The 15540-nt window shown below is 72.5% G+C and carries 12 protein-coding genes; 5 read left to right on the forward strand and 7 right to left on the reverse strand.

Annotation, left to right across the window (positions count from 1 at the left end; all coding sequences use genetic code 11):
- Window positions 1–40: 40 nt before the first annotated feature.
- The 3 genes from LNW72_RS36560 to LNW72_RS36570 are packed head-to-tail and all read left to right on the forward strand — an operon-like array spanning window position 41 to window position 3668.
- Window positions 41–964: an ABC transporter ATP-binding protein gene (locus tag LNW72_RS36560; RefSeq protein ID WP_250980447.1), complete on the forward strand. Its 924-nt coding sequence runs from the start codon at window positions 41–43 to the stop codon at window positions 962–964.
- Complete coding sequence (locus LNW72_RS36565) at window positions 961–1716, forward strand: ABC transporter permease (protein ID WP_250979327.1); 756 nt, start codon at window positions 961–963, stop codon at window positions 1714–1716. Before LNW72_RS36560 ends, LNW72_RS36565 begins: the two co-directional genes overlap by 4 nt.
- Window positions 1713–3668, forward strand: a complete 1956-nt coding sequence (locus tag LNW72_RS36570) for a TOMM precursor leader peptide-binding protein (protein WP_374117377.1) — start codon at window positions 1713–1715, stop codon at window positions 3666–3668. Before LNW72_RS36565 ends, LNW72_RS36570 begins: the two co-directional genes overlap by 4 nt.
- Before the next feature lie 116 nt (window positions 3669–3784).
- On the opposite strand, the gene LNW72_RS36575 is transcribed toward LNW72_RS36570, so the two are convergent.
- Window positions 3785–3958, reverse strand: a complete 174-nt coding sequence (locus LNW72_RS36575; RefSeq protein ID WP_250979328.1) for a thiazolylpeptide-type bacteriocin — start codon at window positions 3956–3958, stop codon at window positions 3785–3787.
- Window positions 3959–4209: 251 nt separating this feature from the next.
- Between LNW72_RS36575 and LNW72_RS36580 the strand changes: the two genes are divergently transcribed.
- Window positions 4210–5526: an amidohydrolase gene (locus LNW72_RS36580; RefSeq protein WP_250979329.1), complete on the forward strand. Its 1317-nt coding sequence runs from the start codon at window positions 4210–4212 to the stop codon at window positions 5524–5526.
- Window positions 5527–5540: 14 nt separating this feature from the next.
- Here the strand turns inward: LNW72_RS36580 and LNW72_RS36585 are convergent, their stop codons facing one another.
- On the reverse strand, window positions 5541–6005 hold the full coding sequence (locus LNW72_RS36585) for a hypothetical protein (protein WP_250979330.1): 465 nt from the start codon (window positions 6003–6005) through the stop codon (window positions 5541–5543).
- 222 nt (window positions 6006–6227) lie between these two features.
- On the reverse strand, window positions 6228–7466 hold the full coding sequence (locus LNW72_RS36590) for an NAD(P)/FAD-dependent oxidoreductase (RefSeq protein ID WP_250979331.1): 1239 nt from the start codon (window positions 7464–7466) through the stop codon (window positions 6228–6230).
- Between the two features lie 103 nt (window positions 7467–7569).
- Here LNW72_RS36590 and LNW72_RS36595 point away from each other — a divergent pair, with 103 nt between their 5' ends.
- Window positions 7570–8190 carry a PadR family transcriptional regulator gene (locus LNW72_RS36595; protein ID WP_250979332.1) on the forward strand — a complete coding sequence of 207 codons (621 nt, stop codon included), beginning with the start codon at window positions 7570–7572 and terminating at the stop codon, window positions 8188–8190.
- Window positions 8191–8210: 20 nt separating this feature from the next.
- On the opposite strand, the gene LNW72_RS36600 is transcribed toward LNW72_RS36595, so the two are convergent.
- From LNW72_RS36600 to LNW72_RS36620, 4 genes are all read right to left on the reverse strand, one after another.
- Complete coding sequence (locus LNW72_RS36600; RefSeq protein WP_250980449.1) at window positions 8211–8942, reverse strand: glycoside hydrolase domain-containing protein; 732 nt, start codon at window positions 8940–8942, stop codon at window positions 8211–8213.
- Window positions 8943–9321: 379 nt separating this feature from the next.
- Window positions 9322–10293: a GNAT family N-acetyltransferase gene (locus tag LNW72_RS36605; protein WP_250979333.1), complete on the reverse strand. Its 972-nt coding sequence runs from the start codon at window positions 10291–10293 to the stop codon at window positions 9322–9324.
- Window positions 10294–10543: 250 nt separating this feature from the next.
- Complete coding sequence (locus tag LNW72_RS36615) at window positions 10544–12145, reverse strand: ThuA domain-containing protein (protein ID WP_308402094.1); 1602 nt, start codon at window positions 12143–12145, stop codon at window positions 10544–10546.
- Between the two features lie 50 nt (window positions 12146–12195).
- Entirely contained in the window at window positions 12196–15480 is a 3285-nt protein-coding gene (locus tag LNW72_RS36620; protein WP_374117439.1) for a carbohydrate-binding protein, read from the reverse strand.
- Window positions 15481–15540 lie beyond the last annotated feature (60 nt).

Below are 15540 nucleotides of genomic sequence, written 5' to 3' on the forward strand. Positions count from 1 at the left end.
GACGCAGACCCCGGCACATCCCCAGGCAAGGGAACGTGAGATGACCTCAGTGGAAGCCGCCCCCGGCGCGGCCGTGGCGATCGAGGACGTACACAAGCGCTACGGCCCGGTCCATGCCGTCGACGGTGTCTCGCTCACGGTGCGGAGAGGGGAGTTCTTCGGGATCCTCGGACCCAACGGCGCCGGCAAGACCACCCTCATCGAGATGGTCGAAGGGCTGCGCCAGGCCGACTCGGGCTCGGTCACCGTCCTCGGTTCCGCGCCCTGGCCCCGCAACACCGCACTGCTCCAGCGGATGGGAGTGCAGACCCAGGCGTCGGCCTTCTTCACCCGGCTGACCGCCATGGAACACCTGCGGACCGTCGGCATGCTCTACGGGCTGCTGCCGGACGCCGCCGACCGGGCGCTGCGGCTGGTCGGGCTGACGGACCGACCCGATGTACGGGTCGACGACCTGTCGGGGGGCCAGCGGCAGCGGCTGGCCATCGCTACCGCGCTGATCCACGACCCCGAGCTGATCCTGCTCGACGAACCCACCGCCGCCCTGGACCCGGAGGCCCGCCGGGCCCTGTGGGGCGTGCTGCGGACCCTGAAGAGCGAAGGGCGCACGATCGTCCACACCACCCACCACCTGGACGAGGCGGAAGCACTCTGCGACCGGGTGGCGATCATGGCGGAGGGCCGGATCATCGCGCTGGACAGCCCGGCCAACCTGATCCGCGACCTGAAGGCACCGACCCGGGTGCTCGTCCCCGCCGACCGGATCACCGTCGAACGGGCCCGGGCCATCGACGGCGCGGACACGGCCGTGCTCGACGGCGGCGAGGTCGTCATCGAGACCCGGTCCGCGGGCCGGGTCCTCATCGCGGTGGGGGAGATCGCCGGGCTCGACGCCGTGCAGACCCGCACGGCGACCCTGGAGGACGCCTACCTCGAACTGACCGGATCGGAGCACCGACTGTGAGCGCGTACACCGCACTGACCAGGGCCAACTACCGTGCCTACGTCCGGGATCGCACGACCGTCTTCTTCACCTTCGCCTTCCCGCTGCTCTTCCTCGTCGTGTTCGGGCTGATCTTCAAGGGGCAGACGGTGGAGGACGGCGGCCCGCCGTACATCAACTACATCGCGCCCGGAGTGCTGTCCTGGGGAGTCGGCAACGCCGCGATGTTCGGGGTGGCCTTCACCCTCATGCACTGGCGCCGTGACGACATCCTCCGGCTGATCTGGCGCACCCCCACGTCCCTGCCGTCGGTGCTCGGCTCCCGCTACGCCGTCGCGGTCGGAGTGGGCCTGGTGCAGGCCGCGTTGTTCGTCGGGATCGCCCTGCTGCCGCTGTTCGGACTGCACCTGGCGAACACCTGGCCGCTGGCCGTGCCGGTGCTGGTGCTCGGCATCACCACGTTCATGGCCCTGGGGCTGGTCGTCGGCAGCATCGCGGACACTCCGGAGGCGGTGGCGGCGATCGCCAACTGCATCATGGTGCCGATGGCGTTCCTCTCCGGCTCGTTCTACCCCAGCGATCTGATGCCCGGCTTCCTGCGCACCTTCTCGCGGGCCCTGCCGCTGCGGTACTTCAACGACGGCATCATCGGCGTGCTGTCCAACCGCGGCAGTTCGACGGACCTCGCCGTGGCCTGCGCGGGTCTGATCGGCTTCACCGCGGTGTTCGCGCTGATCGCCGCCAAGACCTTCCGCTGGAGCAACCGGGGATGACCACCGACCTCGCTCCCACGCCACCGGCACTCACCGGCTCCGCCCTCATGGCCGCCGCCTGCCGGAACCTCCAACAGGCCCTGGCCGAGGGGTCCGACGGCGCCACGCCGCCGGTCGTGGTGCCGCTCGGCGCCGCGGACGTGCTGCGTCCCGGCCGCGATCCGCACGCCGACCGGCGCCCGTCGGCCACCGTCCACCTCACCTGGGACGCCGTGCTGATCGGCCCCTGGGGCGGTTCGGACCCCGCCGGGCGCGCCTGCGGCCAGTGCCTGGCCATGCGCTGGCAGCGGCTGCGCACCCGCTCGGAACGCGACGCCTGGGAGACCGGGACGGCGACCCGGGCGGCGGGGGAGTGGCCCGCGCTCCCCGGATACGTCGCCGACGCCGTCCGGTCCGTGCACGCCCACACGGTCGCGCGGGACGCTGTCGAGCGCGCCGGGGAGCACCGGCTCCCGCAGGTCACCCGGCTGGACCTGGCCACCCTCCAGGTCGCCACCGTGCCCCTGCTGGCCGAGCCGCTGTGCCCGCACTGCGCCGCGCCCGGCCCGGACGCGAGTGCCGCAGGCGAGGTGCCGTTCACGCCGCTGACGTCCCGCCCGAAACCGTCCCCCGACGCGTACCGGCTGCGGTCACCGCGGTCCTACGAGCTGCCGGCCGCCGCGCTGGCCAATCCCGTCTGCGGTGTGCTCGGAGCGGCGACCTGGACCGACATCACCTCGCCCACGACCGCGCCCGTCGCCGGCAGCGTCTTCATGCGCGGCTACGCGGGCCTGACCGACGTGACGTGGAGCGGCCAGTCCAACTCCTTCGAGTCCAGCCGCGATCTCGCGTTCCTCGAAGGGCTCGAACGCTACGCGGGCACCCATCGCCGCCGGCTCGGACCGCTGCTCACCGAGTCGTACGACGTCCTGGGCGACCGCGCCCTGGACCCGCGCGACTGCGGACTCTACGACCCGCGGACCTACCGCGACGACCCGATGCTGAGCCCGTTCGCGCCGGAGCGGCCCATCCCGTGGGTCACCGGCTACTCCCTGCGCGACGAGCGGCCGGTCCTGGTCCCGGCCCGGCTGTCCCACTACAGCGCGGGTCTCGCCGCCGACAACTTCGTCTTCGAGTGCTCCAACGGCTGCGCCATCGGCAGCTGTCTGGAGGAAGCGGTCCTCTTCGGGCTGCTGGAGCTCATCGAACGCGACGCGTTCCTGCTCGGCTGGTACGGGAACGCCGCACTGACCGAGATCGACCTGGACTCCTGCACCCGCGGCGTGACCCGGGCGATGGTCGACCGGGCGGCACTGCAGGGCTATGACGTCCATGTCTTCGACAACCGGGTGGACCTGCCGGTCCCGGTGGCGACGGGGCTCGCGGTGCGCAGGGACGGCGGTCCCGGCACGCTCGCCTTCGCGGCCGGCGCCGCCTTCGACCCGGAGACGGCCGTGGAGTCGGCGCTCTCCGAGATCCTCACGTACATCCCGCACCTGCCGGGCCAGGTACGGGCCCGGCCGGCCGAACTGGACGCGATGGCCGAGGACTTCGACCTCGTACGGCGGCTGCCGGACCACGCCGCGCTGTTCGGACTGCAGCGGATGGCCGCCCACGCCGACAGCTATCTCCGGCCCACGGCCGTCCGGCCGCTGGCGGAGCTGTACAGCGGGTGGGAGCGGACGCGTTCGGGTTCGGGCGATCTGCTCGACGACGTGGCGCTGTGCCGTGACGCACTCGTCGGAGCGGGCTTCGATGTGATCGTGGTCGACCAGACGACTCCGGAACAGGAACGGCTGGGACTGCGGACGGTCTGCACGCTGGTGCCGGGGCTGCTGCCCATCGACTTCGGCTGGACGCGGCAGCGTGCCCTGAACATGCCCCGGCTGCGGTCGGCGTTCCGCCGCGCCGGCCTGCGGGACACGGATCTGGCGGACGGCGAACTGCGCCGGGTGCCGCACCCGTTCCCGTGAGCCGGAAACGGGTGGCGGTACGGCCGCTCGTACCGGCGCGGAGACGTACGGCCCCGCCGCGCGAACGCGACACGGACAGGACGTGTTCGCGGTCGCGCGGCGGGTGTTCGCCTCGGTCAGGCGGTGCAGCTGGTGGTGCTGGTCGTGCTGCTGCACGTGCTGGTGCTGCTGCAGCTGGTGGACGAGCCGAGCATGACCTCGCTGGCGTCCGAGTAGTCGGTGATCTCGAAGGTCTCCGACTCGAGCTCCAGGATTTCCAGGGCGAGCGACTCCAGGGGGCTGTTCGACATTGTGACTCCTTGTCAACACTGGCCGGGCCGGCCGGACCCAGCGGTCCATCCGGGGGGAACGGCGCCTGCGCGGGAACGTGCGCGGAGGAATCACGAATCATGCGGGATCCGCGAGCCTCACGAGGTTCCGTGCGCTGCGCCTGCTTCTTTTCTACGCGGGTCCGCTGGCAGATCGCCGCGCGTACCGCTGTCACCTCACTGTCGGGCAGGCCACCCCTGGCCACCCCTACCCGGACCGGAGCGTGCCGCCCATGACCCCGACCGCCGTCGACGCGGCCCCTGTACTGGCCGGAGTGCCGGACGTCCTGCGGCCCGCCGTCGAGCTCTACCTCGACGTCCACCGGCACCCCGAGCTGTCCGGGGCCGAGGAGCGCACGGCCGGGCGGCTGGCGGACCGGCTCGGTGCGTCGGGATACCGGGTCACCACCGGCATCGGCGGCCACGGCGTGGTGGGGCTGCTGCGCAACGGCCCCGGCCCGGTGGTGCTGCTGCGCACCGAACTCGACGCCCTGCCTGTCAGGGAGCGCACCGGCCTGTCGTACGCCAGCGACGTCATCGCGCCCGGCGGTGACGGGCAGCCGGTCCCCGTCATGCACGCCTGCGGCCACGACATGCACCTCGCCTGCGCGGCCGGCGCGGCCGCGCTGCTGTCCCGGACCGCCGGGCACTGGTCCGGCACGGTCATGGTCGTCGGCCAGCCGGCGGAGGAGACCCTGACCGGTGCGCGGGCCATGCTCGACGACGGCCTCTACACCCGGTTCGCCCCTCCCGACGTGGTGCTCGCCCAGCACACCGTCCCGCTGCCCGCCGGGATGGTCGCGCACGCGGCGGGGCCCGTGCTGGCGGGCAGCGCGATGCTGCAGGTGATCGTGCACGGGCGCGGGGGTCATGCGGGGGCCCCGCATCTGACGGTCGACCCCGTGGTCACCGCGGCGGCCATCGTGCTGCGGCTGCAGACCGTCGTCGCCCGGGAGACCAGCCCGGCCGACCAGGTCGTGATCACCGTCGGATCGCTGCACGCCGGCACCCGCGGCAATGTCGTTCCCGATCACGCCACCCTGGACATCTCCGTCCGCGCCTTCACCCAGGAGTCCCTCGACCGGGCGACCGGCGCCGTGCGGCGGGTGGTGCGCGCCGAGTGCGCGGCATCGGACTGCCCGGCGGAGCCCGTCATCAGCACCGTGTCCCGGTCCCATCCCACCCAGGCCGACCACGGGACGGCCGCCGCGGTGCTGCGCGCGCACGAGCGCGCCTTCGGGCCGCAGCGGGTGGCGGTCTGGCCGCCGTCGCTGGCGACCGAGGACTTCCCGCTCTACGGGCCCGCCGGGGCGTCCCTGCACGGCGTCGAGGGCATTCGGACGGCCTACTGGATGCTCGGCTCGGTCGGACCCAGGCAGTGGGCCGAGGCTCCTGGCGACTCGGCGGCCGCCAAACTGGCCGCGCTGCCGCCCAACCACGCTCCGGAGTTCCGCCCGGACCCGCGGCTCACCGTCCCCGCGGGCATCACGGCCCTGACGTCAGCCGCCCTCGCGCACCTGGACCCGCCGGGGAGCCCGGAGGGGCGGTGACGAGGCGGAGGGGTTCAGGACGGGTCGTGGTTGACCTCGGAGGCCATCCGCGGGTGCAGCACCCCGGGGTAGAGCCGCGCCTTGGCCACCGGTTCCGCGACGCCGCCCTGCGGCACCATCTCGACGACGCCCCAGGGGCTGTCCGGCAGGAGCACCGTAACGACGTACGAGGCGGAGCAGCCCATGCACTCGTACCGGTCCTCCCAGACCTCCACGTCGACCAGGCTGCCGGGGTTCCGCGCGACGTGCTTGTGCAGGGCGTGGCAGCGGCCGCACTTCTCGCCGGGCTCGCAGGTGCTGCCGCACGGACACGGCAGGTCCAGCCGGACGGGGGGCTGCCAGCGCTGGACGCGGCACGCCTCCGACGTCTGCGAGGTGTGGCGCATCGCCAGGATGTTGCGGGCGGCGACGTTGTACGTCTCACCCGTCGCGGTCATCCGGTCGCGGATCACGTCCTTGCGGGCACGGTTCGTCGTCATACAGTCCTCCAGCGGTTTTCCACGCGGTCCCGCAGAAGGCCGGGAAGACCGGACTGAGGCGATGGCGTGAGTCGATGACCCTTGTCCTCGCCCTCACGACCCACCAGCGCGGTCCGGGCTCGGAACAGGCAGACGCGGCTGCCGCCCTCAAAGGTACCCGGAATCGACGCCCCCGATTTCCCACGGCCGCGCGGGCCGCGGACCACGAAGGGGACGGTGGTCCTACGCGGGGGCGCCGTCCGGGTGCGGGGCGGCGCTGACCGGGGCGTCCCAGTCGATGCGGTAGCCGGTCTGCCAGGCCGACTTCTCCGGCTTGTTCAGCTTCATCACCAGCGGCAGCAGCAGATCCCGCAGCACCCGCCCGACCGGGCCCGCGGCCTTGTCGCTGTTGGTGCGGTCGGCCGCCTTGATGATCCGCTCGACGCGGGGCCTGCGCAGCTCCTCGTAGGCGGCGAACGCCTCCTCGTGCGGCAGGTCGCGCAGGCAGCGGGCCAGCTGGACGGCGCTCTCGACGGCGAGTGAGGCGCCCTGTCCCGAGCTGGAGGAGGCGGCGTGCGCCGCGTCGCCGATGAGCACCATCCGCCCCCGGCTCCAGGCCGGCACCCGCGGCATGTTCTCCATGGGGCCGGCGATCAGCAGATCGGCGGGGTCGGTCCTGCGCAGCAGCTCCGCGGCGGGGACCCGGTCGCCGGTGAACGCCGCGGCCAGGACGCGCAGCCACTCCTCGGCGCCGGTCTCCGCGGCCTCGGCCACGGTCATCGGTTCCGGATGCGGCAGGTTCACGAACCACACGCCCGAGGAGTCGTCGTGCACCTGATAACCCAGGAAGGCGCGCCTGCCGAACGCCATGTACATCATTCCGCCGGTCGACGGCAGCCCGGTGTCCTTGACCGGGGCGCCGAAGCTGAACAGGCCGCCGTAGCGGGGCCGCGGCGCGTCCGGGTCGATGAGCGCACGCACCGTCGAGCGGATGCCGTCCGCCCCGATCAGCACATCGGCCTCGGCCGTCGTCCCGTCCGCGAAGTGCGCGGTCACACCGCCGGGGGTCTCCCGCGCGGCGACCAGCCGCTTGCCGTGCACGGTGCGGACCCCGCGACGGGCCGCCTCGTCGAGCAGCGCCCGGTACAGATCGGCGCGCCAGACGAACCGCGCCGGCTCCACGCCGGGCGGGCTGCCGAACTCGCCGAGCCGCTTGCCGTTCCCGCTCTGCAGGACGATGGCCGTGGTGGGTGTGCCGATCGCGCGCACGAGGTCGCCGAGTCCGATGACGTCGAGGGCGGCCAGACCGTTGGGGGCGAGTCCCAGCCCGCCGCCCACACCGTCCGCGGTGCCGGCGTAGGCCTCGTACACGGTGGCTTCGATACCGGCCCGGTGCAGGGCCAGCGCGGCGACCGGGCCGCCGATGCCACCGCCGACGACGAGGGCGCTGCGGGTGGTGGAGGAGGGCGTGGTGGAGGACATAACACGATCCTTTCCGGTCGGGTCGGCCGAACTCTCGATGGATCGATAGTTGCAGTGCAACTAGTCTGGAGTCAACTAGTAAATGTGTGGGTAGTATCAGGGCATGAGCGCTCCCCCTCGCAGTTCCCCGCTGGCCCTGACCGTCCTGTGCCTGCTGCACTACAAGCCGCTGCACCCGTACGGCGTGCAGCGGCTGATCAAGCAGTGGGGCAAGGACCAGGTCGTCAACGTCAGCCAGCGTGCGGGCCTCTACCGGACGATCGAGCGGCTGCTCGCCGCGGAGCTGATCACGGTCCGGGAGACCGAACGCGACCACCAGTACCCCGAGCGGACCGTGTACGAGCTGACCGACGCCGGGCGCGCGACCGCGCGCGAATGGCTGGACACGATGCTCGCCGCGCCCAAGCAGGAGTTCCCCGAGTTCCCGGCGGCGCTGTCCTTGCTGCTGCTGTTCACCCCGCAGGAGATGCTGGCCGCGCTGGAGCGCCGCGCAGACGCGCTCACCGACACCCTGGCCGGCCTCGACGCGAGCCTGGCCGCCGAGAGCGCCCGCGGGCTGCCGCGGATCTCCCTGCTGGAAACCGAATACCTCCGCGCCGTGACGGCCGCGGAGGTTCAGTGGGTGCGCTCGGTGGTGGACGATCTGCGGGCCGGCCGGCTGTCCTGGTCACCGGAGGCGCTGGACGCCCTCGCCGACGGACAGGAGCCCGCGGCCGGCGGCTGACCGCCATCGCGGTCGGCGGGTCAGTTCACGACGGCGACGGGGGCGTCCCAGGCGTTGTGGTCGACGGTGACGGTGGCTCCGCCGAAGGTCTCCTTCTTGTTCACCGCGTACTGGTGGCCGCGGCGGTGGCCGGTCCACAGGCCGGAGGCGAAGGGGAAGCCGGTGGTGGTGTCGGCGTTGTTGTCGTAGCGGGCGTACCAGAGGGCGTCCGGGAGGTCCGCCTTGTGGCTGCCGGCGGCGGTGGCGATCGCGGCGGCACTGGACTGGCTGAACCCGTAGAAGCCGGCCCAGTAGCCCTTCGCGTGCGCTGCCCGGTCCCAGGCCTGCACGTAGGTCAGCACGGACTGGACGCAGGAGGCGTTGCCGATGTCGTACGCCTCCATGTCCAGGTAGATCGCACTGCCGGAGCGCATCCCCAGCGCCGACGCCTTCGCGACGGCGTCCGCGCCGTCCGCCGTGCCCAGCGAGGCGGCGTTGGCGGCGGTGATCCGCTCGGGGTTCCTGCTGGTCTGGCAGGGCGGCTGCGCCCCGACGTACAGCGGGATCAGCTGCCAGCCGGCCGTGTGCACGGACCGGACCCAGGAGCTGGTCAGCTGCGGCTGCGCGCAGCCGCGGTTCTTTCCGCCGATGTAGACGGCGGCGGCGCCGTACGGCGAAGTCTTGCGCCAGGCGTTCATGGTGGTCAGGTTCGGGGCGGTGCAGGTGTCGAAGGCCTGACCGGTGAAGACCCGCGCCGCCGGCAACCGCACCACGGTGCTCGACTGCCCCGCCGCCGGCTGCCCACCGGCACGCGTGCCTGCGGCGGTGGTGGCGGCCGGGGTCGCGTGGGCGGACGCGCCGCCCGGAGCTCCGGCCGGCGGCGTGGTGCTCCCCGGCGAGGAGGCACCCGCCGCCGGCTTGGCCGCACCTGAGACGGACGGCTTGGCGGTTCCGGCGGTGGCGCCGGTCCCGGCGGCGCCGTCCGGCCCGGTTCCGTCGGCAACGTTCTTGGACTGCTGTGTGTCGTCGTTCCCCCGGGAGGACGCGGCCTCGGCCGCGATGGCGCCGCCGCCCGCGAGAAGGATCAGGCTGGCGACGGACAGCGCTATGTAGCGGCGCTGCTTGGGCTGACGGCGGTTCGACACGGAGTCCTCAACAGGTGGGCGGGGCGGAGCGGATCAGGACCGGCGGTGCGTTGATCGACTGAGTAAATATCACTTTCTCCGCCGTGTCGCCAAAACCCTGGAGGTCGAGCTGGTACTCGGCCGACCGGTGTGTCGCTGTGTAGCCGAGTTCGTCGTTGATGGCCCGCATGTGCCGGTTGCTGTCGGCGGTGTCGGTCAGCAGACCGGCGAGCGCGGGATGGCCCAGCCGGGCCTGCCGGATCGACTCGGCCTTCATCCAGCGGCCGAGGCCGTGCCCGCGGTGCTCGGGCAACACGCCCGTGCCGTAGTGCTGGCCGTCGCCCTTACCGTCCCCGGGGACGACCAGTTCGCTGAATCCGGCGATGGAGCCGTCGGACACGTCGACGGCGGCGACCGTGTGCAGCAGGTCCCCGCGCTTCGCGACCGCCTCGGCCACGGACCGGACCCGCTCCACGTCCCAGACGACCGTGCCGTAGTCGGTGTCGTCCATCGGCATGTCGTCCATGGCCCGGCGCGACGCGGCGAACGTCCCGGCGAGGTCGTCGGGGACGGTTCCGGCCCAGGAGACCAACCGGTAGCCGGGGTGCGGGCGTTCAGTGATGCCGGTGAGCGCGGCGAGGTCCGCGTGCTCCAGCGGGAGCCGGGTGTAGGTCAGGGTCAGCACCTTGCGGAAGCCCCTGGCCGGCAGGAACAGGTCGCCGGGGGAGTCGGCTTCGGTCTGGGCGAGGACGCAGCGCCGGCCGGTCGCGCGTGCGGCGGCCACGGCCGCCTCCAGCAGCAGGGAGCCGGTGCCGTGGCGGCGCTCGGCCGGATGCACCCGCACTTCCAGCTCGGCGAGATGCTCCTGGCCGGTGCGGGTGAAGACGCGCAGGAACGCGGATCCGACCGGGGTGCCCGTGGCGTCGGCGGCCAGCCAGGCGAGCCGGTAACCGGACGGGGTGCTGTCGGGGTCGGTCAGTGGGGTGATGCTGATGGGCAAGGTGACTCCGTCGGAGAGGGGTGGAGGGGGGCAGAACACTGGTCCGGCTGCTGAGAGCTCGTACGCATCCGCTGCACACCTCCTGCCGACGGCGCCGGTCCGCGGTCGTGGACGGCCAGGAGAACGTAACGGCCGCGCCCAGCCCGCCGCAACGGGAAATGCGCACGCCCCGGACCTCCCGGAGCGTGCGCACTCCCTCCCGCCCGCCCGGACCGGTCAGCCGGTCCGGGCAGTCAAGTCGGCCACCCGGTCAGCCGGTCCTGGTCAGCGTGAGGTCGTCGACGTCGAACAGGAACCCGCCGCCGCCGTTGAAGACGAGGTACAGGCCGGTGCCCGCACTCGGGGTGAGGGACGCCGCGACATCGGCGAAGGTGTCCCAGCTGCCGGTGACCGGGACGGTGACGGTGCCCAGCAGCTGGCCGGTGGGCGATCCGGCGTGGACGGCGGTGGTGCCGCCGGAGCCCGCCGAGGCGACCCGCAGGGAGATCCGGGTGAGGTGGGAGGTGTCCTCACCGGCGAAGGCGATCCAGTCGCCGGCCTCGATGTAGCCGGCGGTGCGGGCACCGTGGGCCCCCGCGTGGTCCGCGGCCTGGACCCCGTTCTGGCTCGTCCAGTTCTCGGCCTGGAGCGTGGTCGTCGTGGGGGCCGTCGAGCCGGGGGTGAGAGTGATGTCGTCGACGTCGAACAGCGCGCCCTGCCCTCCGGAGTAGGTCAGGTACAGGCCTGGTGCGGTGCCGGCGGCAAGGGGCGTCGACACGTTCGTGAACGTCTCCCAACTGCCGGTCACCGGCACGGCGACGGAACCGAGGAGCGGGCCCGTGGCAGAGCCGGAGTGGAATCCGATGGTGCCTCCCGCGCCCGCGGAGGCGACCCGCACGCTCACCGTCGAAGCGGTCCGCGGGTCGAGGGCGGCGTAACCGCTCCAGTCGCCGTTGTCGATGTAGCCGGCGGTCGCTCCGCCGTGCGCCGCCGCGTGCGCGGCGGCCTGGACTCCGCTCTGGCTGCTCCAGGCCTCGCCCTGCACGGTGGTGCCGCCGGGCGAGCCGACCGGGTTGTTGCAGGCGGAGGCGACGGCTCCCGCGACGGTGCGGATGCCGCCCAGCACCAGCGTGGTGAACGCGGGATCGGCCCAGCTCTCCTGGGTGTGGCCCATGCCGGTGTACCAGGCGCGTCCGCCGTCGTAGGGGTGGCACCAGGTGTTGGGATGGTCGCCGCCCATGGTGCCGCCGGAGTAGCTGCTCTCGTCGAGTGCGGTCAGGACGTGCACCTGCGGCCGGGGGTTGGCGCGGTAGTTGTACCACTCGTCGGTGCGGGTCCAGCGGGCCGGCAGGTGGGCGGTCGCCGGGTCGGTGCGGTCCTCCACGGTGACGGCGGCCTGCTGGATGGCGGGATGCGAGTCGAAGTACGCCCCGACCAGGCTTCCGTACCAGGGCCAGTCGTACTCGGTGTCGGCCGCGGCGTGCACTCCCGCGTAGCCGCCGCCCGAGCGGATGTACTGCTCGAACGCGGACTGCTGGGCGGCGTCGAGGACGTCGCCGGTGGTGCTGAGCCAGATCACCGCCCGGTACTGGCCGAGGTCGGCGGTGGTGAAGGCGGCGCCGTCCTCGGTGGCGTCGACGCCGAAGCCGTTGTCCTGGCCGAGTTTCTGGATGGCGGCGATCCCGGCCGGTATGGAGTCGTGCCGGAAGCCGGCGGTCTTGGAGAAGACCAGCACCTTGAAGGACGGCGCGGCCTGGGCGGAGCAGGTCAGGGCGAAGGGGGCGAGCAGGCCGAGCAGCGCGGCGGCCAGGGTCGGCAGCAGCGGCCGGCGGCGCGCGCCGTGCCTGCGGCGGAACCGGATGGGTGGGTACATGGAGTGCCTTTCCGCGGTTCGAGGGGGGAGCGGTGCGGGCGTGCGCGCCATCAGGCGCTGCGGGTGAGGGTGAAGTCGTCCACGTCGAAGAGGTAGTCGCTGCCGCCGGTGAAGGTCAGACAGAGCGTCGTCGCGGGGTTCGCGGTGAGGGTCGTGGAGACGTCGGCGAAGGTTTCCCAGCCGCCGGTGCCGGTGACGGCCACGGTGCCCAGGACCGTTCCGGCGGCCGATCCGGCCCGGATCTGCAGGGTGCCGCCGGCCCCTGCGGAGGCGACCCGGGCGCTGAAGCGGGTGACCTTCGACAGGTCGGTGCCCGCGTAGGTCGCCCAGTCGCCGCTGTTGATGTAGCCGGCGGTCCTCCCGCCGTGCGCGGCCACGTGGTCGGCGGGCAGCAGCCCGCCGGTGGCGGTCCAGCTCTCCGCCTGGGTGACGGTGGTGAGGGCGGCGCCGTTGGTGACGGTGAAGTCGTCGACGTCGAAGAGCGAACCGCCGGTGCCGCCGTGGAAGACCAGGAAGAGTCCGCTCGTCGTGGACGGGGTCAGCGGGAGCGTCAGGCTGGTGTAGTTCTCCCAGCCGCCGGTGACGGGGACGGCGACACTGCCGAGCAGCGGTCCGGTGGCCGATCCGGCACGGGCTTCGAGGGTGCCGCCGATGCCGCCGGAGGCGACCCGCACGGTCAGTCCGTTGGCGTGGCTGAGGTCGGTTCCGGCGTATCCGGCCCAGTCGTTGTTGTCGACGTAGCCGAGGGTCTGGCCGCCGTGCGCGGTGGCGTGCGGGGCGGTCTGGACGCCCGCGGAGCTGGTGAACGCCTCGCCCTGGACGGTGCCCGGAACGCTGCCGGACCCGCCGAAGGTGAACTGGTCGAGGTCGTAGAGGTTCCCGGCGCCGCCTTTGAACACCCAGTACAGGGTGTGGGTGCCGCTCGGAGCGGTGACGGCTCCGGTGATGTCGGTGAAGGTGTTCCAGTCACCGGTGACCGGAACCGTGGCGGATCCGATGAGCGTGCCGGTGGGGGAGTCGGCCCGCAGTTCGAGGGTGCCGCCGGAACCGGCCGAGGAGGCGCGGGCGGTGAAGGTGGTGATGCCGGCCAGGTTGTAGGGGGTGAACGAGATCCAGTCGCCGTTCTCGATGTAGCCGACGGTGGTGCCGCCCTCCGCCGCGTCATGACTGGCGGGCTGGACGCCGCTGGAGCCGGTGTAGTACTCGGCCTGCTTGGTCGCGGTGGGGGTGATGTTGGTGGCGGTGCCGGTCAGCGCGGGCTGGCCGTTCGCGCCGTTGTCGGTGTACGAGGCGCGCCAGACACCGAACAGGTTGGCGGAGCCGGCGTGTTCACCGTCGACGACGGTCTGGATGGTGCCCGAGCAGCCGGTCGCGTCGGTCATGGCGTGCGCGTGGCTGTCGTGCCCGAGCAGGTACTGGACCTGGACCCGGGAGCAGTCGACGGCGCTGTCCTCGGCGTCGGTGACGTTGACCCGGAAGGGGACGGCGTCGCCGAAGTGGAAGATCTGGCCGTTGGCGGGCGCGGTGATGGTCAGGACCGGTGCGGTGTTGCCGACGGTGACGGTGACGCTCGCGGTGCCGGTCAGCCCGTGGGTGTCGGTGACGGTGAGTTTCGCCGGGTACTGGCCGTTGGCGGGGTAGGTGTGCGCCGGGTTGGCGGCGGTGGAGTCGGTGCTGCCGTTGCCGTCGAAGTCCCAGGCGTAGGTGAGCGCGTCGCCGTCCGGGTCGGTGGTGCCGGCCGAGGAGAAGGTGACCGCCAGTGGCGCCTGGCCCGAGGACGGGGTGGCGGCGGCCTGGGCGATGGGCGCGCGGCCGTCGGCGCCGATCGCCTCGATGCGGTACAGGCCGGAGTAGGAGTCGCCGTCGCCGAAGCCGGTGCCGTAGTCCAGGACGTACAGCGCGCCGTCCGGGCCGAAGGCCATGTCCATGACCTGCGTGCCGGTCCAGGGGAAGTCGGTGATGGTGCCCGCGCTGCCGTCCGCGTTGACCTGCACGTCCTTGATCCAGCGGCGGCCGAACTCGCCGATGAAGGCATGCCCGTCGTAGGACTGCGGGAACTTCACCGAGGAGACGAGGTTCGGGTCGTAGTGGTAGACCGGGCCGCCCATGGGTGACTCGCTGCCGCAGCCGAACTGGGTGATGCTGCAGTCGTCGTACTTGATCCAGGACGACCGGGCGGCCGGGAGTTTGCTGATCCCGGTGTTGTTGGGCGAGCTGTTGACGGGGCCGCCCGCGCAGTCGAACTTCGCGCCCGAGGTGTTGGTGCCGAAGTCGAAGGCGTTGTACGTCTCGTTGGTGGTGTTGGTGCCGGTGCAGTACGGCCATCCGTAGAAGCCGGGTGAGGTCACCCGGTCGAACTCGACCTGGCCGCCCGGTCCCCGGGTGGCGCTCAGCGCTCCGGCGTCCGGCCCGTAGTCGCCGATGTAGACGGTGGTCGGCCGGTCGACGCTCATGCGGAACGGGTTGCGGAAGCCCATCGCGTAGATCTCGGGCCGGGTCTTCGCCGTGCCCGGCGCGAACAGGTTCCCGGCCGGGACGGTGTACGTCCCGTTGGCCTCGGGGTGGATACGCAGCAGCTTGCCGCGCAGGTCGTTGCTGTTGGCGGCGGAGCGCTGGGCGTCGTAGGCCGGGTTGCGCGACGCGCGGGTGTCCAGCGGGCTGTAGCCGTCGGAGGAGAAGGGGTTGGAGTCGTCGCCGGTGGTCATGAAGAGGTTGCCCGCGGCGTCGAAGTCCAGATCGCCGCCGACATGGCAGCACATGCCGCGGTTGGTGGCGATCTGCAGGAGCTGCTTCTCGCTGGCGGGGTCGATGGTGTCGTCGGCCCGCAGGGTGAAGCGCGAGAGCTGGTTGTGCCCGGCGAAGGGCGCGAAGCCGGCCGCCGTCCCGTCGGAGGGGGCGTCGCCCGCCGGGGTGTTCAGGACGGGTGAGTAGTAGACGTAGATCCAGTGGTTGGTGGCGACGGCCGGGTCGGTGGTGATGCCCTGGATGCCCTCCTCGTCGTGGGTGTAGACGGGCAGCGTGCCCGCGACGGAGGTGGTGCCGGCCGCGTCGGTCTTGAAGATGGTGCCGCGCCGGTCGGTGTGCAGGACCGTGCGGTCGGGGAGCACCGCCAGGCTCATCGGTTCGCCGGTCTGCGCGGTGCCCCGCGCGAGCTGCACCTGCTGGAAGGCGGCCGCGGCGGCCGCGGCGTCAGGGTGCGGGCCGTCGTGGGCGGCCGCCGGGGCGATGGCTCCGGTGGCGCCCAGCAGGAGCAGCGCCGAGGCCGGCAGAGCGGTGAACAGGGTGCGGAACCGGACGCGGTGTGGACGTGGACGTCTCGCGGGCCTTGCGGGCAGGAGGCTTGCGGGCAGGACTGAACGCACGGGGTTCCCCTTCCAGGGCAGCGCGAAGCCGCC

The sequence above is a fragment of the Streptomyces sp. RKAG293 genome, from assembly GCF_023701745.1.
Classification (GTDB): Bacteria; Actinomycetota; Actinomycetes; order Streptomycetales; family Streptomycetaceae; genus Actinacidiphila.

What these genes read in the sequence shown, in the direction of transcription:
- LNW72_RS36560 (WP_250980447.1), top strand. Translation starts at nt 41, where the DNA reads ATGACCTCAGTGGAAGCCGCCCCCGGCGCGGCCGTGGCGATCGAGGAC.
- LNW72_RS36570 (WP_374117377.1), top strand. Translation starts at nt 1,713, where the DNA reads ATGACCACCGACCTCGCTCCCACGCCACCGGCACTCACCGGCTCCGCC.
- LNW72_RS36575 (WP_250979328.1), bottom strand. Translation starts at nt 3,958, where the DNA reads ATGTCGAACAGCCCCCTGGAGTCGCTCGCCCTGGAAATCCTGGAGCTC.
- LNW72_RS36580 (WP_250979329.1), top strand. Translation starts at nt 4,210, where the DNA reads ATGACCCCGACCGCCGTCGACGCGGCCCCTGTACTGGCCGGAGTGCCG.
- LNW72_RS36585 (WP_250979330.1), bottom strand. Translation starts at nt 6,005, where the DNA reads ATGACGACGAACCGTGCCCGCAAGGACGTGATCCGCGACCGGATGACC.
- LNW72_RS36590 (WP_250979331.1), bottom strand. Translation starts at nt 7,466, where the DNA reads ATGTCCTCCACCACGCCCTCCTCCACCACCCGCAGCGCCCTCGTCGTC.
- LNW72_RS36595 (WP_250979332.1), top strand. Translation starts at nt 7,570, where the DNA reads ATGAGCGCTCCCCCTCGCAGTTCCCCGCTGGCCCTGACCGTCCTGTGC.
- LNW72_RS36615 (WP_308402094.1), bottom strand. Translation starts at nt 12,145, where the DNA reads ATGTACCCACCCATCCGGTTCCGCCGCAGGCACGGCGCGCGCCGCCGG.